Raw genomic sequence first — 21547 nt, 5'->3', positions numbered from 1 at the left:
CCTCTAAAAAGCCGCTTGGTTAGAACAAAAAACCGGTGGTCATAATCATGACCACCGGTTTTTTTGTTCTTGGATTATCCCTGTTTTTATGCTCGGTAAGTTTGTTGAATCATTTCATTCAAATACTTCTCAGGATTTTGGACCGCCTCCTCAGGAATTAGGAATTCCTGTGAACCGGTGCGCTCCATAACCAATTTCAGTCCATGATGATAGTTTTGAAAAATCTTCCGACAAACAATCAATGGTTCCTCTGAACCTCTTAACGACAACCTGGCAAGTTCTAAAACAGCTTCATCGAGAAACCTGATCTTCAGACCGTAAGTCCTTAGGAATTCATCTTCAAATCCTCGTATCTCCCTTTCAACCTTAATGAACCTCCTATACATGGTTTCAGGAGAAACACCTTTTTCTATCGCAGCGTCTACCACAACTTCGAGCGCTTTTTTCTCGAGGATTCTTCCGAAGCCTTGCTCGAATTCACTATTCCGGGTCTCAAGATCTCTCAACACCTCATTACGTTCGCACGCGTCAACCTCATCAAAAATTTCGCAGCGAGACGGATGGAATTCGTCATCCAAGATAGAATTTAGAAACGGTCTGGGGTCCTTTACAAGCTCTTCGGTAACGGTAAATCGTGCCACGTCCGTAGATGGAAGCACGCGTTCAAATCCGACCAGGACTTTCTCCATGACGCTTATTAAAGCTCTTGCCCCTGTCTTTTCCTTGTGAGCCTCTTCAGCGACAATCTTGAGCGCCTCATCAGTAAACCGGATATCAATTCCATAAGACTTAAAATCCTGTTTCTTTGCTGTGACTACTGATGAATATCGATTCTTGAGAATCTTGTACAGGTCGTCTTCACTGAGGTCTTCCAATACAGCTATTACCGGTAGCCTGCCAATGAATTCGGATTCGAAACCAAACGTAATAAGGTCTTCCGATTTCACCTGGTTGAACAGTTCAAGCCTGTTGTCTTTCTCCTTGAGGGAAGCTCCGAAGCCTAGCCCTTTCCTGGATAGTCTCCCGCTGATTATCTCATCCAGTCCATTGAATGCGCCGGAGACGATGAAGAGAATGTCTCGCGTGTTAATCGTTCTTTTTAGTCGCTTGCCCGTTTTCTGAAAGTGAGCGGCCGCTTCCATCATTGAAACCGGGTCATGAGCGACCTTAAGGTCTACCTCTGTTTCCTCCATGGGTTTGAGCAAGTTTCTCTGAACGCCGGATCTTGAAACATCCAGTCCGATTATGTTCCCGGACGATGCTATTTTGTCAATTTCATCTATGTATATAATACCGTATCGCGCTCGTTCCATGTCACCATCGGCTTCCTGAACGAGATCCCTCACCAAATCCTCCACATCGCCACCCACGTAGCCAGTTTCACTAAACTTGGTAGCGTCGCCCTTTACAAAAGGGACCCCGATCTTCCTGGCGATCAACTTGATGAGATAGGTCTTGCCAACCCCGGTAGGACCGATCAGGATTATATTATTCTTTATCCTGCCAATTCCCTCGCGATCGTAAGTATCGCCGTGTTCCTGAAAGTATCTTATCCGGTTGAAATGAGTACAAATCTTGGTTGCAAGAATTTCTTTGGCCACATTCTGTCGAACAACGAAACGATCCAGGTATTCATGGAGTTCCGCTGGTTTCATATCGAACCGGATATTTCCCGACTTAATCTCTGTTGCGGGGATTTGTCCTTGTCCCGATTCCTCAGTTCCAGGCCAGGGTCCTAGTTGAGTGCCCATTATTCTTATTCGGTTACCGTATTTATCCGCCAAGAAATCGTTTATCTCTTTTTCGATTTCTTTCGGATCCGGCAAATTAGTTCCTCGTATATCGTCTTTTGGATCCATGAGCGTCGCCCTTTCGAATTTGGCGTAGTGAACAAATATATTCCGCCGTATTGAGGTAATATATATGCAGTGCGGCCACGATAGTCAATTGGCTACACAGCGACTTTGTCAAGTATAAGTGAAGATAAGCACTATTGATCTTTATTTTTATTGTCAACTTATGAACAGTAGTTTCATCAGAGCCCATTAAGATTAGACGTGAAATATTCGGAGGTTCCCGCAACAAAAAAGTAGATGAGGCAGGATGAGGGTTGGTCATTACCACATTCTCTGTCTGTTTTGGCGTGAATTATTTTTTGCCCTGATTTACGCAGAATTCCTTTGCACGCATCCACCATATTTAGTAGCGAAAGGGGTCAGTTCCTAAGAATCGTATCACAATCTGAAAAGCCAAGATGTCAAGCATGGGTGCGAGTCCGTGTTAGACCGTAGCTAATAAACAACCGTCAGAATCCATTCAGGCATGATCTTTATTCATTGATTTGTCATGAGCAAGTGTTTCAAAATTCCGACATCTTCTCACAGCGCCGGTAAGTCTTAGCGCTGGAATTCTAGCAAGAGAACAATATCGAATTAAGGTCCGCAAAGGGCAATATCTCAATGAGCGATAACGCTCCCAGTTGTTAGGTTCCAATTTTATGGAATGCGCACATCACCTTGTCTTTACCGTTTATAGATTCTGCCCTGAAACGGCAGCCGCCCCCGCACGCATCCTCATGACGGCATCCACTACAAGCCGTCTCAGCTATAGGGATATGGTTCACCCGGCTCCATGCCTCCGCCAGGCCGGTCCTGACCGAACCCAACCGGACCTCTGGAAACAGTCCGCATCTGCACACATCTCCTGATGGAGTCACTTCTGTAAGATGGCGTCCGCAGGTCCATCCCGGCGACGTTCCATGATATGAACCTCCGAAGGCGTATCTCATCTTTTCCGCTACTATGTCAAACGGAACGCTCAACTCAGCATGTCGGGTCCAACGCCCTTTACTGCACGGGTAGTCCACATTCCATTCTCTTGCGCCCAATGACTCCATCAAATCCTTCATGCTGTCCCACTCATCCAGATTAAGCCGATGAACCATCGTGGCAACAGATAAATCAATCTCCGCTTCCCTAACTAATTCCATTCCTCGAGTAGCCTTTCGAAAAGCCCCCTTTCCCCGAATCGCGTCATGTCCCTCTTCCATTCCATCCAGGCTGATCTGAATTTCATGAAAATTTAGCCGCGAGACCATGGCCCGGTTCAAGTTGGACCCATTGGTCAACAAAACTACCCGAAATGGATATTCGGGTAAAGCCTCATTCAAGAGTTCGAAATGTTTGTACAAAGTAGGTTCGCCGCCGCTTACGAGAACCCTCAGTCCCTGCATTTCAGAAAACTCTTTCAATAATGGATGAATTAATTCCGGACTGAATTCTTCAGAATTCTCATCTACCAGATAACAATGGGCGCAAGTAAGATTGCACCGGTAAGTGACCAACCATTCCAGATATCTAAGAGAGGGTGATGGCGCTTTACCCACTGCAATAGATTTTTTAAACGGGGTTCTTGTGAAATCCAGGATTCCTTCCGAAGAGCAAAACTGAAGGAAGTCACTATCAGGAGAAAGATCTGTAACCGTCTCGGACCCATCACATTTCGATATAAAATCCAGAGCTTCAGCGTTTATCTCATAGAGTTCGTCACAGCCTATTTGATAGATATAATCCTGTTCCAGCCTTTTGACGGCGGTGTCGGAGGAAAGAGAAACATAGGCTGACTCTCCCAACGAAGACAGGTTCGCCAGTCTGAGATCCGGTTCACCAATTAGGCCTTTTGCCAGGCTTTTTGACAAAAAAACAAGGCCACAGCACGGAAGACAGTCCTTCGGTGTGTTGGAGGAAGTGAAATCACAATCGTCAATATAAAATGGGCAGGGTCTGCAGACATGATCGAGCAGCAGTTTTTTTTGAAGGTTGGATTAAAGGCCTCAGAATCTGATTCCAAAATTAACTGAGGCCTTGTTTTAATGAGGATTCGCGCCAGAGTATAGCCCAGGCATCGATCCTTTTCTTTTCGATCCGGTTTGTAATAAAAACAATTTTTCTTACAGACACAATCCTCTGAACTGTCAGTTTTATTAGTCATGAACTCAGAGGGTTACCCTAGACCACATTCAGAATTCAGCAAGAGCTTTTGCACTTGCAAAGGCCTTTAGAGACTTTCTCTACCTTCTTGATCTTCATGGTTTCCTCCTACATGTTATTCTAGTATCTGAGAGGATGATAGATTGCGAAGTAGAGGCAGTCAACAAAACTTAGCTACAAATTCCTAATATTATTATACAAATCACACATATCATAGAATCATGGCATGTCGTTTATACGGAAAGAAATGTCATGATATTTAGTATCACGTTACATGTCAGCGTATTAAACTGCGCGTTACAACCTTTTCAAAATCTGATTTGCCGCTGTAAGCAAAGGATCCCAGACGGGCGAAAATGGTGGAGCGTAAGCCATATCACATTGGAAGAATTCCTGAACCGTCATCCCCGCATGCAACGCGACCGCTACAGAGTTGATTCGATGAGCCACTCCCTCTTTCCCGACCATTGAAGCCCCCAGCAGTTTGCCAGTTTTACGATCCGCCACCAGGTTGATGAAAATAGTTTGATTCCCGGGGTGAGAATGAGCTCGGGAACGACTCTTAGTCATTTCTTGGACCACGTCATAGCCTCCAGATGAAGCTTCCTCAAAACTAAGTCCAGTTCTAGCCACCTCCAGATCGAGCACTTTAAATACTGCGGTACCCATTATCCCGGGTAGCTCAACATTTCCCCCCGTAACATTATCAGCGACAGCCCAACCAGCTCGGTTTGCCCTGAGAGCCAACGGAATCCAAACCCTTTTCCCGGTAATTATGTGGAAAGCGTCTGCGCAGTCACCTGCTGAAAAAATGTCGGGGTCCGACGTCATCAGTTTTCGATCAACGGCTATAGATTTCTTTGGACCAAGTTTCAGACCCGCGTCAGAGGCCAATTCTGAATTAGGTGTAACACCTACGCTCACCAACACTAGATCGGTTGGTATGTCCCCGGAAGTGGTTCCAACTCTTAGTCCGGATCCATCGACATCAACGGATTTAATTCCAACGCCTGGAAGACACTCAATGCCTTTGTCAGAGAGTTCATGTTTTACAATCTCAGCCATTTCCTCCGGCATGAAAGCAAGAAACCTTGGGGCGGGTTTCACCATTGTGATAGACATGCCTCTCGAATGAAATGCTTCAGCCATCTCAAGTCCGATGTAACCCATACCAATTATAACGACCCTTCGAGCCGATGTCTTGTTAAGGAAGCCTTTTATGGCTCTACCATCTTGAAGTGACTTCAATACTAAAACACCGTCGAGGTCTATACCCGGAATTTCGGGCCAAATCGGTCTTGCTCCGGTAGCAATCAATAGTTTGTCATATTTTATCTCCCCAGTCTGAGCATTACTGGTTTCATAAACAACTGTTTTATCGGTTCTATTGATCTTGAGAGCATTGTGTGAGGTGCGCAAATCTATGCCTTGTTTAGACCTGAAAACATCAGCTTTTCGTACAACCAGATCATCCATCGAGCGAGCAGAATCCGCAATGTTGTAGGGCATTCCACAGGCAGAATAGGAAACATCGTCAGTGGCTTCAAGAGCTATTACTTCGAGGTCTGGACGGTTGCGTTTTGCCTTCGAAGCTGCGCTCATTCCTGCGGCGTCTCCTCCGATGACCACAAATTTCATGGCTATTTCTCCTTTATTGAAAAAACTCCACCCTGGGGAAAGTGTGCGAGGTTATCCAATTTATTTGATGAGTTCTTTGAAGGCCAGTTTGACGGCTTGCTCCAAAGATATGCCGGATTCTGCCCTCTTAAGAACTTCTTGCGCTGTTTCAGAGGCGATCTTTTGTCGGTAGCCAAGATTCATTAGGGATGATGTCAGATCCTCCTGGAGACTAGTCCCTTGATTGCTGGTCAGTAGTGTCTTGGAATTTACAGGAGCGACTTTTATCTTCTCTTTTAATTCTACCACTATCCTTTCAGCCGATTTTTTGCCAATACCCGGAATAGAACTTAGTTTGGCCAGGTCTTTCTCAAAAACGGCCTGCTTAAATCCATCAGGAGTAACGCCGGACAATATGGTCAACGAAGTTTTGGGACCAATACCGGAAACAGTTAACAGCATCTCAAAGAGAGACTTTTCATCTTCAGTCGCAAAGCCGTAAAGCTCAAGAGAATTTTCTCTAAAAGCAGTGTAGACGTGCAGTAGAGCCTCATCTTTTTCCGGTAACGATTCCAGGGTGTTCAGGGAAACATAAACATTGTAGCCGACTCCATTCACATCGACTATTACCCTGTTTATCCCTCTAAAAATCAATGGGCCTCTGAGACAGGCAATCATGTTGCTACCTTATCCGCAATATGAGAGTGGGCGTGAAAAGTGGCCATAGCAAGAGCATCCGCCTGGTCAGGAGACTTGAGATCATCGATTCTCAATATTTTCCTTACCATGTATATCATCTGCGTCTTGTCGGCCTGGCCGTACCCTGTGATTCCGCGTTTGATTTCACGTGGGCTGTATTCAAATACATCCATTCCATGAGATGCGCCAAGCAACAGAATGACCCCTCGAACCTGTCCCAACTTGATGAGGCTTTGGCTGTTTACAGAGTGAAACAACGATTCGACAACCATCACTGATGGCTGAAATTCGCTAATAATTTTGTCCAGAGCCGTATGTATGACCAAAAGTCTTTCGGGCTGCGGTTTGCTTGCCCCAGGACGAATAATTCCACCGGCTACAAAAACTGGACTGGGGTTTCGTTTACGTACTATCCCGTATCCCGTAGTCACTGTTCCGGGGTCAACCCCAAGTATTAACAAGCGCGGAGCCTCCGGAAATACAGAATTTGTATGTTACCATCGACGCACCCTGTGCGCTCTTTTCCCTTAATTACCATATATTGCAAAATCATGCGGAGAGCTTCATCATCTCTTCTTCGGAAATGTCAAAATTGGCGTAGACTTTTTGCAGGTCCTCGTGATCATCTAGGGTGTCCATCATCTTGAGCATTTGTTCGGCCTTTTTGCCTTCAAGTTTCACAGTGTTCTGGGGAATCATGGTGATTTCGGCAACTTCAATCTTCCATCCTTTGTCCTCAACTGCCTTACGTACACCTTCAAAATCAGTGGGCTCGGTAGTGATCTCAAATGTGTCTTCTTCAACGCTCACATCTTGAGCCCCATTTTCCAGGGCCAGTTCCATCACCTCATCTTCAGTAAGACCTGTCAACGGTATTACAATCATGCCCTTTTTCTCGAAAATCCAGTTTACACAACCAGTTTCCCCCAGGTTCCCATTGTACTTGTCAAAAATATGCCGAATCTCGGCGACGGTTCGATTCTTGTTGTCGGTCAAGGCTTCGGCAAGGACAGCTACCCCGCCTGGACCATAACCCTCATAGGTTATCTCCTCATAATTCACGCCTTCTAGTTCACCTGTACCTCTTTTGATCGCCCTGTCGACATTTTCTTTAGGCATATTAGCCATGCGCGCGGCATTAAGAGCCGTGCGCAAACGCGGATTGCCATCAGCGTCTCCGCCGCCCATTCGGGCGGCAATTGAAATTTCCTTAATGATTTTGGAGAAAATCTTGCCTCTTTTCGCGTCAGCAGCGCCCTTCTTATGTTTAATGGTACTCCATTTGTTGTGGCCTGACATCCGTACAACCCTCCGATCACGGTTTTAGTTCACACATTTTTGATAACATTACTATAATATATTTGAAATTGTTTTCCAATTTAGACAATATGCCGTCTCTTGTAATCACAAAGCGTCAAAGCTAATTTAGCTGAGCTGGGATTCTTGAGTATCATGAACAGCGTCAACTTTCAACGAAGGGAAAAGTGTTCTTCGGACTGGAATTATGGAGAAAAAAAGAATTATCTCAGGACAACAAATTCGTGAAAATGAGGAATCGGATATAGATCTACGACCTAGACTACTCGAGGAATATATAGGTCAGGAGAAACTGAAACAGAACCTCTCGGTTTTCATTGAAGCCGCATCAAAGAGAGGAGAATCTCTGGATCATATCCTTTTTCACGGTCCTCCTGGTTTGGGTAAGACCACGCTGGCAAACATAATTGCCAATGAAATGGGATCCCAGATCAGAACGACATCTGGACCAATTGTTGAAAAAGCGGGAGACCTTGCGGCCATACTCACAAACCTGGAAAGGGGGGACGTATTATTCATTGATGAGATCCACAGGCTATCGCCTTCAGTCGAGGAAATTCTCTATCCGGCCATGGAGGATTTTAGGCTCGATATCATAATTGGGCAGGGGCCCAGCGCTAGAACCATAAAGCTTGAACTTTCTCCATTTACTCTTGTGGGAGCCACAACGCGGACTGGCCTATTATCCAACCCTCTTCGCGACCGCTTTGGAATTATCTTCCACTTGGATTTTTACTCCGAGGATGAACTCAAAAAGATTGTCAAGCGGTCCTCCAGGATTCTGAGAATAGAAATCACTGAAGATGGCGCTTCCGAGATCGCTGCCCGATCCCGAGCCACACCACGCGTTGCAAACAGGCTCACTAAAAGAGTCCGGGATTACGCGCAAGTCCGAGGGGACGGTGTAATAGATCTTGAGACGGCTCGACTGGCGCTTGACATGCTGGAAGTTGACAAATTTGGACTTGACACTATGGATAGAAGGTTGCTCGAAACTATAATCTTTAAATTTGACGGAGGTCCGGTAGGTATCGACACGCTTGCAGCGGCCATAGGAGAGGAAGGAGCGACTTTAGAAGACGTCTATGAGCCTTATCTCGTGAAAGAGGGCTTTTTGGATCGCACATTACGGGGAAGAATGGCCACCAGAAAGAGTTATGAGCATTTCAAATTAAATGTCTGACAGAATTCATGTTCTTGATGAAAACGTTATAAACCGGATCGCCGCCGGTGAGGTTGTCGAACGGCCTGCATCAGTTGTCAAGGAGTTAATCGAGAATTCCATTGACGCCCTGGCTTCCTTCATTCAACTGGACATCGAGGATGGAGGAAAGAAGCTCATAAGGTTGAAAGACAATGGTCATGGAATGAGCCACGATGACGCATTCCTTGCGCTGGAGAGACATGCTACATCAAAGCTGCGATGCGAAAAAGAGTTGGTAGGTATTCCAACAATGGGATTTCGAGGTGAGGCTCTTGCGAGCATCGCTTCGGTCTCCCGCATCAAGTTGAGCACTAAGGACGACATTGATGAATTAGGGATATCTATACTGTCTGAAGGTGGGACGCTCAGCGGGTACGAACCGATTGCCATGAATAGGGGAACAATGGTTGAAGTTCGCAACATCTTTTTCAATACACCGGTTCGCCGAAAATATCTAAAAAAAGCCTCCTTTGAGTCCGCCCAAATTCATGATCTGTTCATGAAGGTCGCTCTTGCTAATCCATCGGTAGGATTCAAATTGACGGAAGACACCAAGACCAAACTCCAGGCTCAACCGACAACTTCATTCAAGGAACGCGTCCACACCCTATTTCCATCAGATGTTGTCGAGAATCTCGTCGAGTTGGATTATGAACTGGATGGTACACGGCTATCCGGATATGTTTCCAAGCCCCCTTACACCCGTTCGTCTCTCCGATATGTCTTCAGTTATGTCAACTCCAGGCCGGTCAAAGACAGACTTGTCAACGCGTCTTTGATCAGGGCATTTTCAAACCTTGTGGAAAAAGGTCGATATCCTTTTGCGATCATAATGATTCAAGCTCCTCCAGATGAAGTTGATGTGAATGTTCATCCTCAGAAGGCTGAGGTGCGCTTCCTAAGACCGGGGAGCATTTCAAATCTCATCATGAGCGCTGTCAATGACGCTATTATCGGTAAAGTCGTTGACAATCAACATTCCGCTAGTCGTTGGGGAAGACCAACGGCGCCAATGACCGGCGTATATAGATATTTGGCCGGTGACGGGCCACGTACATGTTCGGAATCCACACCCATTTTCAACCAGCGTCAGAATGTAGCTAATACAGATGGCGAAGCATTGCGAGAACCAGAGATCGATGAGCCGCGTCCAGGGCTAACGGGGTTGACTGTAATTGGCCGATTGCCGAATTCCTTTTTAGTCTTACATAATGATCACAACCTGGTAGTTCTGGATCACCATGCGGCCCATGAAAGACTCATATTTAATCGACTATGCAGTGCGTCCACAGACAATCCAGTGATCGAAAGACAGGATCTGCTCATTCCTCAGGTCATAGAACTGACTTCCCTCGAAGCCGAGAGCCTTAGAGAAAATATGAGCATTCTGACAATCGCCGGGTTTGTGGTCGAGGATTTCGGGTCAACTTCGTTCCTCGTTAGATCCATTCCATCATGGCTCCAGGGAGTAGACCTAGACTCCCTGTTCAGGGACTTCCTGGACACCGCGCTGGAAACCGGCCTCAGGGCCGATCCGGAAAAATTGAGAAAAGACCTGTTTAGAGGCCTGGCCTGCAAGGCTGCAATAAAGGAAAGCTCCCCGCTTTCCACTCCAGAAATTCAGGACCTAATCAGACAACTTGAAAATAGTTCCGGGCCCTCGGATGTCTGTCCCCACGGACGACCAATTTCCGTCAGCCTATCGTTTGAAGAATTGAGAAGACGGATGGGGCGAAAGTAATTAAGTTCCTTAATAAGTCGAGATTAATAGAGAATTAGCCTAACAGGTTGCGCCAGGCTGATGTATAGCCCATTGGGGGTCTGGCCTCTTGTGGTAGTGCCGACGTACATTTTGAGCGTGTCCGAGAGCTGGGCTACAGATGAATTGAGCAATCTTACACAACCATGTGATTGGGCCGACCCCACGCTCCAGGGAGAATCTGTTCCATGTATTCGATAAGCCCCTGTATCCACCATTTTCATTTGTGGGGCTACCAGATCCAGTTCCGAATTAATGTCATCGCTCTTGGGCGCGGGACCGGCCTGAAGTCTAGAATAGAAGGGCATCATGTGCCCACCGTACACAGAATGGCTCGGAGATTGGCCGTAAGCCCAGTCCCTGTCCTTAGGAGGTATCCAAAGAGGCTTGTCGTCGAAAATTCGCGCAATGTAAAAAGCTCCCCTTGGCGTTGGAAACTCAGATGAACCAAGCCCCGCTTTACATGAGAAAAGCAGAACTTTTCGACCATCCTCACCAAATCCAAAAAGCTTCACACTGTATTTGGCCTTTTCTACTTCTATCTGAAAATTCTTGTACAGACCGGTGGGATCCCCCACGCGCCTACCAACTTCTTCCAAACTGTCAATCGGATCTACTAGACCCGAATCGTTTCTCAGAACTGAATTTGGACCACGTCCAGTCGACGCCACTCTGACCCTTTCTCTCCCAAGAGGCCTTAAAGATATAGAACCCGGAGAGAGTCGTTTCTCATCTCCCCATTGATAACGCGAACTTTCGGCGGAAATATTGTTACTTTCTACGGAGTCAGTCGGAATCCCAAACGACAGTATCCTGTCCGAGACCCTTGATGCGGCTAACGCACTGGAACTCGAATCGAGAATTAACGATAATGATAAAATTAGGGGAATCGATAGTGATGTAAAAAAGCTGGTTACTGATCGACGCATGCGTTATCTCCTGAATTATGCTTGTCGTTATTTTATTATATCATTCCACAGGTGTATCCAAAAGCTTAGATACGCTTCTTCGTCAGGTTATCAAAAAACGTGCCGGAGTCAATATCAACTATGAAATCCAAATCGTAAATTAGGGCTTGTAACTACAGGCCTTCAGGATTAATTTTCATATGAGCCTTTTCAATGAAAAGCGCTTTTTTGTTTAGACTTGAGTCCAGAAACAAGTGATGGGGTATATATGAAGAAATATTTGCAACAGCCTCACAAAAATATTGGCCGAGGCGTGCCCGTCAAGAAACAATTTGAGGGCCTTAGAGCTACGGAATTGTACTGCCCGAATTGCAAGGCGTCCATGCCGGTCCGGGAAAGGCTCCTGCTAGTTCTCCCCGAAGGGGATAAATATGAATATCTATGCGCTCGTTGCGGGTCGTCTCTTGGAGAAAGAATAGCTAAGGAACCGCCGAAGCCCTTACTGATAGTCTGATGAGCGTATGGGGTTAAGGAAAACTAATTACCTGGCGTCTACATCCGGATTCAGCCTTTCTCACTTCCGGGGTCAGGTTCGGTGGATCGGATTCCTTTAAAAAAATAGAACAATCCCGGTAGGCCAAGCGCCAGGCAAATCACAAAAGATAAAATCCTCAACCAGACTGCTCCCATTATTGCAGCGGTTGTGTCTAGTCCGAGAAGCCGAGGCGCCTCTATAATCACTGCGTCAAACACTCCCAACGATCCCGGTGTGATAGGAACCAGATAGGCTACAGCCCCTAAGCAAGAAGTGATCAAAGTAGCTGAAAACGATAAAGGTCTGCCTATGGCGAGGTAAATAAAATAAAGCGAGAGTGTCTGCAACAATGTTATGAGTATTAGAGCGCAAGTCACCTTTATCAATAAAGTGACATCCTTGGTAAGACCAACCCAGGATTCATTCATACGAATCAAGAAATTCAGAGTTCTACCGCCGCCATTTTTTTTTAAGCGTGGGGTAAATAGTGTCAAGTAAACGCATCCGAGGAGGAGAGCGGTCAAGATTGCAGTTAAACTCGGTTCAAATATTCTGAATTTAATAGCAATAAAACCGAGAGCGCCCAGACCCATCACAGAGCTGACCAGACCTACTAGTATTGCAGTTCCACCGTATATGACTCCAAATTTATGGTAATTCAGTCGATGAGCTTTTTTTAGATAGACAGCGAACCCCCCTGATCCACCGCGCATAGGAATCACGAGGTTCCCAAGCATCATCCCATGCGTGACAAAAATGAGTTCAAGCAGACCAAGACGAACATTGAATTTCTGAAGAAAGAGATTTATTTGATAGCAGTTCAGAAGCAACCCAAGGAAAAGGAAAATTCCGGCGAGAATCGTCTCTTGATAAGAAATTCTCCAGAGAGAATAAAACTCGTCCCAGTGAACAGACAGGTAATAGGATATGAAAATAAAAAAAATTAAAACGACGGACAGTCCTGTTAACAACTGTCGTCGTTTTGACACCTTGTACGCCCGACATTTTCGGCTAAGAAACTCTAACTTCAAATTGATCACTTCATGCAATTCTACCGGATAGAAATCTATGCGGCTTCCACACCACTAGAGTCATCCTTCTTGAGCCAAAAAGGGGCCATTAGGTTTTTCATTTTTGCTGTTTTCGTCTGAAGCCATTGGTCAGAGGGCAGTTTTCCACCAACAATCCGACTTCGGACTTCGTCAACCATCGGATGTTGAGGGAATTTTTCCTTGAAATCTTCAAAAACGTGAGCGAATTCTCTGAATGCTGTTTCCATTATTGGCTCCACAAATTGTAATAATTAGCTCATTCTAATAGATATAGACAGTAATATAGAATTTTAGTTTCAAGATGTTGCAGTATAAAAGTAATATTTAAGTTTAATATAGTTCAAGCTAACTTTTATGTCCGCTAAACGTGTTATAGTCTCTATTTTTTGAAAAGGGAAATTATTTAATCATACATCGGAGCCTATTTAAATGCCTTCCACGCAAAAGAGTCTCGTTTGCAACATTTGTCATCTTTTTCCAGACGGCGCCAGTAGCGATGTCACGGCCCCCATAAATTAAGACTGCCAAGTGCTGGAAATTGACCGCTTCACGACGAACTACGCACAGCCCCACCAATCTGCGTCCAGACAATCTTACTGTCATTAATGGTGTTGGCGCTTCCCGCTTAACCGTCCAAACTGAAATCTTGTTTGATCCTCAATTTAAGCATTTTTTTCCAGAGCGCTTGCCGACTAATCCCCAGCAGTCGGGCCGCCTCGGTTTTCTTGCCTCTCGACCGCCTTAATGCGTTCATGACTAATTCCAGTTCTCCTGGAGCCTCTCGTAAATGTGACTCACGCTGCCCCCTCGCATTGCCGTTTATGGTCTCGGGCAGGTTCGCTGCCTCGATGCAATTAGTTCTGCAGACTACAAAGGCATAATCGAAGGCGTTTATTACCTCTCGAATATTCCCAGGCCAATGATAACGCATGAGCATCCCCATTGCTTCCTGGTTTATATCTTTAATATCCTTACCTGTTTTTAGTCGGTTTTCTTCAAGCAGATGTTCGACCAGCAAAGCCAGATCTTCCATCCGCTCCCTGAGTGGAGGAAGCCGAATAGGAATGACGTTGAGACGATAAAACAGGTCTTCTCTGAACTTATTCTTTCCAATCCTGTCAGGTAAGTCCCAGTGAGTCGCTGAAATTATCCGAGTGTCGACTCTGATTGGCTCGCTGTCTCCAACTCGCTCGAATTCCTTTTCCTGAAGAACTCTTAGAATCTTCACCTGCATCGAAAGCGGAATGTCGCCAATCTCATCAAGAAAAATATCCCCTTTATGGGCCAGTTCAAACCGGCCCTTTCTCGTTTTGTCGGCGCCGGTGTACGCTCCCTTCACATGTCCGAAAAGCTCACTCTCCAGAAGCGATTCGCTTAGGGCAGCGCAGTTGACTTTGACAAATGGTCCATGCTTTCGCCTCCCCAAATTATGGATAGCCGCAGCTACGAGTTCTTTGCCTGTGCCGCTCTCTCCATAGATGATGATTGGGGCGTCAGACCAAGCCGCGTCGGTGATCAAGTCAAAGACGCTTTGCATTGCGCGGCATTTCCCAATAATACCCTGGAAACTGTCCCTGCCCTTAAGAATAGAGCTGAGCGAGGCGATGCGCTGGTCACGTTCAACAATTTCACTCAGATCCATGAGTGTCTCTACAGCTCCGTTCATCCTGCCGTCACTGGTGATAAGCGCCGAAGCATTCTTCATTATCGGCAAGATGGTTCCATCCTTTCTTTTGATGTTGCATCTACGCCTCTCTACCCGTTTCGTTTCAAACAGATCACACGAAAAACCTGCGGGAGATTTGCAACTAGCGGAGCAGTTATCACAGTTGAGAATCGTGCAAAGGCTGCCGATCAGTTCCTCCCTTGTGTAACCGGTCATCACTTCGGTTGCCCGGTTCACGAAGACGATCATCCCATCTGCGTCGACCACCATCAGGCCGTCCATCATGGTTTCAACAATGGTTCTCCAGAAGTTCACCATCTCATCACGATTCATAGTTGCAACCTCCATCAGCGGAACGGGGAACGTCAACCTATCGTTAACCATCTACTTTACATATGTCAACCAGAAAGTCTTTTTCAGTTGACGTTAATCACATCGAGAAATTTACTGAAAATCCGTGAGATGGGTTGAAGCTGAAGCATTGCTGACCATATATATTGCGGGACCACTTTAGAGGAAATCAATTCCCAGAATCTGGCACTCCTCTTGCTACACTGATGAAAAGTATGGGGAGCCAGTTGGCGGGAGATAATTATGGACAGACTAGACATGGAAAGGCTGAGAGTGGCGAAAGTGATTGACGCGCGCTGGGCCCCATGCCCTGGCCCGCTATTGGAAGCCAAGGAAGGAATCGGCCATTTGAGAACGGGAGAGGTAATTGAGATCCAAACCGTCGATCCTGGCGCTCCCGGCGATATTTCAGCTTGGGCCGGCAACGTCGGACATGAGTTCCTTGGATTACTTCATTCGGACGGATATGACCGAATCTTCGTGAAAAAAAGGCACGTTGAAAAAACAATCATTTCGCCTCGGCTAGTGTCGAGACAGACAACAGGAGGATCTGATGATCGGAACTGCTAGAAAACCAGAAGCGGAGATTCTGGAAACGCTAGGCAAATACCACAAGATTATCGTTACCGGTTGCAACGGATGCGCAAAGGTCTGTAAAACGGGCGGCGAAGCTCAGGTTGCTTCCATGGCAGAAGAACTCCGCAAACACGGAAAAGAAATCGTCCTTGAGGTCACTCCGGAACGTACATGTTACATCAATCACACGTTGACGTCTTTTGAAGGGAAGGAGAAGCAACTCAAGGAAAGTGAGGCAATTGTCGTCCTCGGCTGCGGGGGCGCGTTGCAAGTTGTGCGGCAAGCTACGGAAGAACTAGGATTGACCATCCCGGTGAAAATAGCGCTCGACTCTGTTGGACACATGGATACTGTCATAGCGGGAACCCTGGCTATTGAGCAGTGTCAGGAGTGCGGGGAGTGCGTACTGAACGAAACGGGAGGTATTTGCCCAGTCACCAAGTGTGCGAAAAGTCTCCTCAACGGTCCTTGCGGCGGAGCGGAAAATGGCAAATGTGAAGTGGATCGAGATCGCGACTGCGCATGGATACTGATTTATAACCGGCTAGCCGCTCTGGGCGAACTGGACTCTATTTCCACCTACAAAGAGCCAAAAGACTATGCGAAATTCAACAAGCCGCGGTCTTTAAGACTAGCCTGATAAAGGGGATAACAATGAAAATAACAGAACTCTTTTCCAACAAAACATATGTCCTCACCAGTGAAGTTGGTCCGGTAAAAGGATGCGTCAGAGATCTTGGGGACGGACGGGTCCCCCAGTGCCTCGAAGAAGCAGACCTCCTGCGAAAACATGTTCATGCGATCAATGTAACTGACAACCAGAGCGCTGTTATGCGTCTCGGATCACTGGCCGCTTCCGTAAAACTGAAGCAAAGTGGGATTGAACCCATCTATCAGATCACATGCCGGGATAGAAACCGCATAGCGCTCCAGTCTGAACTTCTCAACGCCTGTTCTCTTGGCATCGACAACGTGTTGGTCCTTACCGGTGATCATACCACTCTGGGTGATCATCGGTCCGCCAAGCCCGTATTTGATCTGGATTCTGTTCAACTCCTTAAAATTGCGACGCAGATGAAAAACGGTCACGACATGACGGGACACGAACTTGCCCAGGCCACTGACTTTGCTTTAGGCGCAGTCGTCAATCCTAATTTTGAGCCGCTTGATCTCCAAATGATCAAAATGGCCAAAAAGATAGATGCTGGGGCACAGTTCTTTCAAACACAAACAGTTTATGATCCGGGGCTCTTTGAGAGGTTCATTCGGAGAACCGAAGGCTTCGGGGTACCCGTCCAACTGGGAATTGTCCTGATCAAGTCTGCAAAGATGGCTCAGTTCATGAATAAAAACGTTGCGGGGATCACGGTTCCCGAAGGTTGGGTCAAGAGGCTTGAAGGCGCCAAGAAAGGAGGCGCCAAAGATCTCTGTGTCGAAATGACCTCCGAACTGCTCAAGGAGGTCGCTCCCATGTGTCAAGGAGTCCACTTCATGCCTCTTGGTTGGTCGGACATCGTCCCACAGATCATCAAGACGAGTTTCAATGGTAACGCGCCGAAGATTTGACCAAACTTTCCCTTTTGCAAGGTGATGAGTCAGATTCGCGAACGCCGAGTAGACAGGCGGCCCCCGGTATGGGCAATGCTCTATTGCGATTGCCAAAAATAGTGTCTGATTTTGTAGAAGATTTTTCTCGCGTTTGCATCGTTAATATTCTTTATCTTGGCTATGGTTCATCAGATGAACATGCCCGACGCTTAGAATTGCTTGTTGGCGGGGCTGGAGACTGCTGCGGGAGCTGCTGTCTCCAGTACGAGCAATGTACGGATTATGGCGATCAACAATTTGCTCCCGGCTGTCAGCTATAATCCGGTGGCCCTGTTTTGTAATAACCCATGGACAGGAAATAAATTCCAGGCTGACCGTCTCGCCCTAGAACACCCAATCAGCCACACCATGGGCACATAACTTCAAGACTATGGATGGCCCAGTACCATTTTTCTCCGACCGGATCGTAGCCCGTCCGCTGCAATCCTCGCTCGTTCACAAACTCTATTTCATATGTAGAGGAACAAACGTACATCACTCCGTGAAAGGCAGATACTACAGCTTGATCTTTGGCCAGGGCTTCTTGACACGACGCGACGTTGCAGGCGAGTTGTTCTCGTGCCTCCTCCACCTGCGTAATATGTCGACGTATTTCGGCAAGCTCTTCTATTAGTTGCTCTTTGCTCTTGTCCACGATATTCATCTGCACTCACCAGCGCGCCTAGCGAGGCGTCCTCAGAATCCTTAGTTACGCTCGCGTGAACATTTTGAGTCTCTTTAAAACATACGATGTCTAAATCCCTCAGGTGTCCAGAGAAACAACCGTTGCAACTCGACGTTTAGTATGAGCGCTTACTCTGACCTGATCATGTTTTCCTGTGCATTTTCCACTCTAAACGAAAACAATTTCTGAAAGTGGCGCACCTTGGATAAAGGATGCGAATCGTCGAATTCTGGATCACATACAGCGTAATCATCGCTCAATCTATTATTGGCAGCCCACTTTTTGATAGAAAATTCTGTCGCCGCTACGAACGATTCTTATATCTCCCTGACGATTAAGACTTTCAAGCCGTTTAGCTGCTTCACCAGGGTTCATCCCCAGTCCTGCCGAAACACCTCGCATAGTGCAGGGACGCCTGCTCAGCAAACCCAGAATGTCCGAGTTAGCGGTTTCGTATCGCTGTGGTGTTAGCGGTTTTCGCTGACTCTTCTCTATAATCAACTCTACGGTTCCTGGTAACTGCTTTTTGAATTCATCCATCCTCTTGGCGTCTACAGCATACGCGAACTCTTCCGCCGGTGGACGAGAAACCGTGTTCAATTGAGTCAAACTCGGGTTGATTTGCTTTACCAGAGCCGCGATCTTTTTCACCTCCGAAGGAATACCAGTAACCCCACCTATGAGAAACACCTCAAGCCATACAGACCCTGAAAACATCCGTCCAAACTCTGCGATACCTTGGACCATTCTTTCAAATGAAATGCCTGGGTGCGGACGGTTGACATAACAAAATGCAGTCTCGCTGCCGGCGTCCAACGATGGGAGGACAAGGTCCGCATCCATCAGAGCTTCCTGCGTCTCTGGCATCCACAAGAGAGAACCGTTGGTGAGCACGGCAACGGGGATTTCAGTTAATTGCTTGATCCTGCGTATCAAGAGACCAATAGCCTTGTTCAATGTCGGTTCCCCGGAACCGGCCAAACTTATATAATCAGGAAAGGCGCTGATAAAATTGAGTTTTCTTTCCAGTTCCTCAAGCACATTTTCGATCCCTACGTAATCCCGCCTTTCAACGGTCTTGTTTGAAGTCTTCCCGAGCTGGCAGTAAACACAATCATAAGAGCATGTTTTGAATGGCACAAGATCGACTCCCAATGACCGTCCCAAACGCATCGAGGGAACAGGGCCATAAACGTGATGAAATTGACTTTGCTTCATTTCTTGAACCTGCAACGTGGCTTGAAATGTTGTTTCCAACTGTAAAGGAGTATAGGCAGAGGTCATATGCGGCTGTCTGTTTTCGATTTCGGGATCTAACGGTTCCTTCTCACGGATCACGCATCATGGTTAACAGTCGCACACCCTGCCGCCGTATTTGCTGAAAGATTGCGGCCTGCATGACGAAACGCTCCACATCTTCAACATTTACTATCTGAGTCCCGCAAATAGCGGAGATACCAAAGTCGAAGAGGACCGGAGAAAGGGGTGACGTTGGTCCGGTAAGAACCACATAACTGTCCCTGCAATAACCTAGAATGTCTTCAATTGTATGATTTATGAAAGCCGTTCCGGTGAGACTGACAATATCTGCTTTCGGCAGAATGTGCGCAGCCTCACTTTCTGAAAAATCACCTGGTCGAGGCCTTTTCTCTATCACCCATAAATTTCGAACTACATCACGCAATTTGGGGATGAAAGGAAAATGTCCCACCACTGCAACATCCAGGTTTCGCCCTTTCTCGGCTAGGATTTCATACGCTCCACGATCTACACAGCGCCATTCATCAACCTCGATCAACGAGTTGATCGCTGCCATGCCTATTGAGGCGCTCACAGTATCGCTGGACCGTGCGTATTCAACAAGCTCCCCGGCTGTTTTGTCCGTGAGGCGCCCAGAGTCTTGGACCATGCAGTGGTCATCACTATGCTGGAAGTCCTGTTCTCGATAAGTCGAAGCGAGACCGGTTCGCCGAGTGGTGGCGGCTGTCCAGTATGCGCCGCAACAGACATTCCTCACAGGTAGATCTTTGCCGGTCAGACTATCAATTAGAGCTTCGAGGATTTTCATTTACACTCTCAGAAATGATTGAGATTAACTTCAACTGACATACCAATTTAAACATTAGTTTATCAACACGTATTCCCACGGGCTACTCAGCGACAATTCTGTTCCACTTCCTGCCCATTTCTTACTTTGTTTGGGCGTTAAAAGCTTCTTGAGCTGTTCCTGGTTTAACGTAGAACCAAAGCTAAAAGACTGCGTTTTCGGACCTGACGGATTGGCAATCGGTGTCCATACAACATCATGATAATTTGGGTACACGCAATTGTAACGGACACCTTTTACCACCGGAATAACGACCTTGATGTTCTGTTCTTTCCGTTAAACAAAGAGGTTCCCGACTGAACCGGAAGTGTAGTTTATTCCAGTCAGTCGGAGGTTGTTGGCTATCCCATTGAGCCAGGATTATCCAAGTCAGCTAGACGAGTTTTGATTAAGTCCAGTTCAGACTGTAAAATGTCCGCCTGGTTTTTTAGCGCCTGTTTCTCGAACTCCGGATCAGCTCCCTGACCAGGTCTGGAGTAAGCCCTGAATCTGTTCCAAACTGGCAGGCCGGTAGCGAAAAATCTGCAGCGATATCCCGGACCCCCGTAACCAAATCCAGTTCCTCGAAAACCTAGGCCTCGTCCGAAACCTGCTCCAAATCCTCGTCCGAGGGCAGCGTTCGCATTCCCAGGCATTCCTCCTGACCCGGCGCAGTATCCGGCGCCTCGTCCGGTCATTGATCCCAATCCCTGTGGGCCGGTGCCATCTCCTCGTGGCATAATTATGTCCTCCTTTTTTTCAGGATTTTTTATTCGCGCATCATTGCTACGCCACACTTCGAGCACTTCTGCTCAAAGCAGGGCGCCCCTAGTTTATGAGGTTGTCGTTCCCCACACTGGGAACAAACGCAAAAGCCCGCTGGGCCTGCAGCGGAGGTCCCACCCATGCGTCCCCCTCCTCGGCCGCCTTGTCCTTGAGATTGATTTTGGCCGCGTCCACCGCCTGCTCCCATACCTCCACCTCTTCTTCCGGTTCCCTGTGGTCCGGTACCGTCTCCTCTTGGCATAATTACACTCTCCTTTCCATAATTTACTTTATTCTCTCGCCATAGTTGCTCTGCATTTAAAGCGCTTTTACTCCAACCATGGCGCTCCAACCCCCTGCAACCCGGCATTGCAAACCGCCGTTCATAGATCCTGTTGTTGATCCAGGCATAAATAACCTCTTTCAAGTCGCCAGTCACAAAAGGGACAATCTCCGTGCCATATGCGGCAATCATTTCATGAAAAGGTTTTGAGATCGCCCCACAAATGAGAGCGTTCACACTTAACTCCGCCAAATGAATCGCCTTTTGAACTGGTAGATCATCAGCAAAAAATTCCTGACTTTCTCTCACAATTCGCTTTGAAGTCGATTCAATGAGGACAATCTGCCGGGCCGTATCAAAAACCGGCGCAATGCGATTATCCAAGTACGAAAAAGCTGCTCTCATCATTTAAAAACCTGCTCCCAATTTCCATAGACCTTCCATGCACAAAAGGCGCCAAGACATGGG

The 21547-nt window shown here is 46.9% G+C and carries 22 protein-coding genes; 7 read left to right on the top strand and 15 right to left on the bottom strand.

Features of this window, described 5'->3' with window-relative positions; translation table 11 throughout:
* Positions 1 to 86: 86 nt before the first annotated feature.
* The 6 genes from WC647_16465 to WC647_16440 form a co-directional block, all read right to left on the bottom strand.
* Positions 87 to 1859, bottom strand: coding sequence for an AAA family ATPase (locus WC647_16465; GenBank protein MFA6223901.1), 1773 nt, complete (start codon positions 1857 to 1859; stop codon positions 87 to 89).
* 623 nt (positions 1860 to 2482) lie between these two features.
* A complete protein-coding gene (locus WC647_16460; protein ID MFA6223900.1) occupies positions 2483 to 3697 on the bottom strand; it encodes a radical SAM protein in 1215 nt (404 codons plus the stop codon).
* Between the two features lie 589 nt (positions 3698 to 4286).
* On the bottom strand, positions 4287 to 5627 hold the full coding sequence (locus tag WC647_16455; protein ID MFA6223899.1) for an FAD-dependent oxidoreductase: 1341 nt from the start codon (positions 5625 to 5627) through the stop codon (positions 4287 to 4289).
* Between the two features lie 60 nt (positions 5628 to 5687).
* Positions 5688 to 6284, bottom strand: coding sequence for a Holliday junction branch migration protein RuvA (ruvA, locus tag WC647_16450; protein ID MFA6223898.1), 597 nt, complete (start codon positions 6282 to 6284; stop codon positions 5688 to 5690).
* Entirely contained in the window at positions 6281 to 6766 is a 486-nt protein-coding gene (gene ruvC / locus WC647_16445) for a crossover junction endodeoxyribonuclease RuvC (GenBank protein ID MFA6223897.1), read from the bottom strand. Before ruvC ends, ruvA begins: the two co-directional genes overlap by 4 nt.
* 88 nt (positions 6767 to 6854) lie before the next feature.
* The gene (locus tag WC647_16440) at positions 6855 to 7604 is read right to left on the bottom strand and encodes a YebC/PmpR family DNA-binding transcriptional regulator (protein ID MFA6223896.1); all 750 of its coding nucleotides are present in this window, start codon (positions 7602 to 7604) and stop codon (positions 6855 to 6857) included.
* A 205-nt stretch (positions 7605 to 7809) separates the two neighbouring features.
* Between WC647_16440 and ruvB the strand changes: the two genes are divergently transcribed.
* Together ruvB and mutL are read left to right on the top strand one after the other, a co-directional pair.
* Positions 7810 to 8805 (top strand): Holliday junction branch migration DNA helicase RuvB, encoded by a 996-nt coding sequence (ruvB, locus tag WC647_16435; protein MFA6223895.1) that lies wholly within the window; start codon positions 7810 to 7812, stop codon positions 8803 to 8805.
* Complete coding sequence (mutL, locus tag WC647_16430; protein MFA6223894.1) at positions 8798 to 10567, top strand: DNA mismatch repair endonuclease MutL; 1770 nt, start codon at positions 8798 to 8800, stop codon at positions 10565 to 10567. The genes ruvB and mutL overlap by 8 nt, the downstream gene beginning before the upstream one ends.
* Before the next feature lie 23 nt (positions 10568 to 10590).
* On the opposite strand, the gene WC647_16425 is transcribed toward mutL, so the two are convergent.
* On the bottom strand, positions 10591 to 11514 hold the full coding sequence (locus tag WC647_16425; protein MFA6223893.1) for a L,D-transpeptidase: 924 nt from the start codon (positions 11512 to 11514) through the stop codon (positions 10591 to 10593).
* A gap of 247 nt (positions 11515 to 11761) precedes the next feature.
* On the opposite strand from WC647_16425, the gene WC647_16420 reads away from it, so the two are divergent.
* Positions 11762 to 12007, top strand: coding sequence for a cytoplasmic protein (locus WC647_16420; protein ID MFA6223892.1), 246 nt, complete (start codon positions 11762 to 11764; stop codon positions 12005 to 12007).
* Positions 12008 to 12057: 50 nt separating this feature from the next.
* Here WC647_16420 and WC647_16415 read toward each other — a convergent pair whose 3' ends face one another.
* The 3 genes from WC647_16415 to WC647_16405 form a co-directional block, all read right to left on the bottom strand.
* Entirely contained in the window at positions 12058 to 13017 is a 960-nt protein-coding gene (locus WC647_16415; protein MFA6223891.1) for a YbhN family protein, read from the bottom strand.
* Between the two features lie 77 nt (positions 13018 to 13094).
* Positions 13095 to 13307 (bottom strand): hypothetical protein, encoded by a 213-nt coding sequence (locus WC647_16410; GenBank protein MFA6223890.1) that lies wholly within the window; start codon positions 13305 to 13307, stop codon positions 13095 to 13097.
* Between the two features lie 398 nt (positions 13308 to 13705).
* A complete protein-coding gene (locus WC647_16405) occupies positions 13706 to 15079 on the bottom strand; it encodes a sigma 54-interacting transcriptional regulator (protein ID MFA6223889.1) in 1374 nt (457 codons plus the stop codon).
* Positions 15080 to 15340: 261 nt separating this feature from the next.
* Here WC647_16405 and WC647_16400 point away from each other — a divergent pair, with 261 nt between their 5' ends.
* From WC647_16400 to WC647_16385, 4 genes are all read left to right on the top strand, one after another.
* Positions 15341 to 15667, top strand: a complete 327-nt coding sequence (locus tag WC647_16400) for a sulfurtransferase TusA family protein (GenBank protein ID MFA6223888.1) — start codon at positions 15341 to 15343, stop codon at positions 15665 to 15667.
* Positions 15651 to 16313 carry a methylenetetrahydrofolate reductase C-terminal domain-containing protein gene (locus WC647_16395; GenBank protein MFA6223887.1) on the top strand — a complete coding sequence of 221 codons (663 nt, stop codon included), beginning with the start codon at positions 15651 to 15653 and terminating at the stop codon, positions 16311 to 16313. Before WC647_16400 ends, WC647_16395 begins: the two co-directional genes overlap by 17 nt.
* 14 nt (positions 16314 to 16327) lie before the next feature.
* The gene (locus tag WC647_16390) at positions 16328 to 17239 is read left to right on the top strand and encodes a methylenetetrahydrofolate reductase (GenBank protein MFA6223886.1); all 912 of its coding nucleotides are present in this window, start codon (positions 16328 to 16330) and stop codon (positions 17237 to 17239) included.
* Positions 17240 to 17307: 68 nt separating this feature from the next.
* A complete protein-coding gene (locus tag WC647_16385; GenBank protein MFA6223885.1) occupies positions 17308 to 17541 on the top strand; it encodes a hypothetical protein in 234 nt (77 codons plus the stop codon).
* A 77-nt stretch (positions 17542 to 17618) separates the two neighbouring features.
* On the opposite strand, the gene WC647_16380 is transcribed toward WC647_16385, so the two are convergent.
* The 5 genes from WC647_16380 to WC647_16360 form a co-directional block, all read right to left on the bottom strand.
* Positions 17619 to 17924 (bottom strand): hypothetical protein, encoded by a 306-nt coding sequence (locus tag WC647_16380; GenBank protein MFA6223884.1) that lies wholly within the window; start codon positions 17922 to 17924, stop codon positions 17619 to 17621.
* 285 nt (positions 17925 to 18209) lie between these two features.
* A complete protein-coding gene (locus WC647_16375) occupies positions 18210 to 19163 on the bottom strand; it encodes a radical SAM protein (protein ID MFA6223883.1) in 954 nt (317 codons plus the stop codon).
* A 109-nt stretch (positions 19164 to 19272) separates the two neighbouring features.
* Positions 19273 to 20013, bottom strand: coding sequence for a DUF364 domain-containing protein (locus WC647_16370; GenBank protein MFA6223882.1), 741 nt, complete (start codon positions 20011 to 20013; stop codon positions 19273 to 19275).
* Between the two features lie 380 nt (positions 20014 to 20393).
* Positions 20394 to 20771: a DUF5320 domain-containing protein gene (locus WC647_16365; GenBank protein ID MFA6223881.1), complete on the bottom strand. Its 378-nt coding sequence runs from the start codon at positions 20769 to 20771 to the stop codon at positions 20394 to 20396.
* 29 nt (positions 20772 to 20800) lie between these two features.
* On the bottom strand, positions 20801 to 21487 hold the full coding sequence (locus WC647_16360; protein MFA6223880.1) for a hypothetical protein: 687 nt from the start codon (positions 21485 to 21487) through the stop codon (positions 20801 to 20803).
* Positions 21488 to 21547 lie beyond the last annotated feature (60 nt).

The sequence above is a fragment of the Desulfomonilaceae bacterium genome, assembly GCA_041662605.1.
Lineage (GTDB): Bacteria > Desulfobacterota > Desulfomonilia > Desulfomonilales > Desulfomonilaceae > CAJBEZ01.
This window is presented reverse-complemented; position numbering and strand designations above follow the sequence as displayed.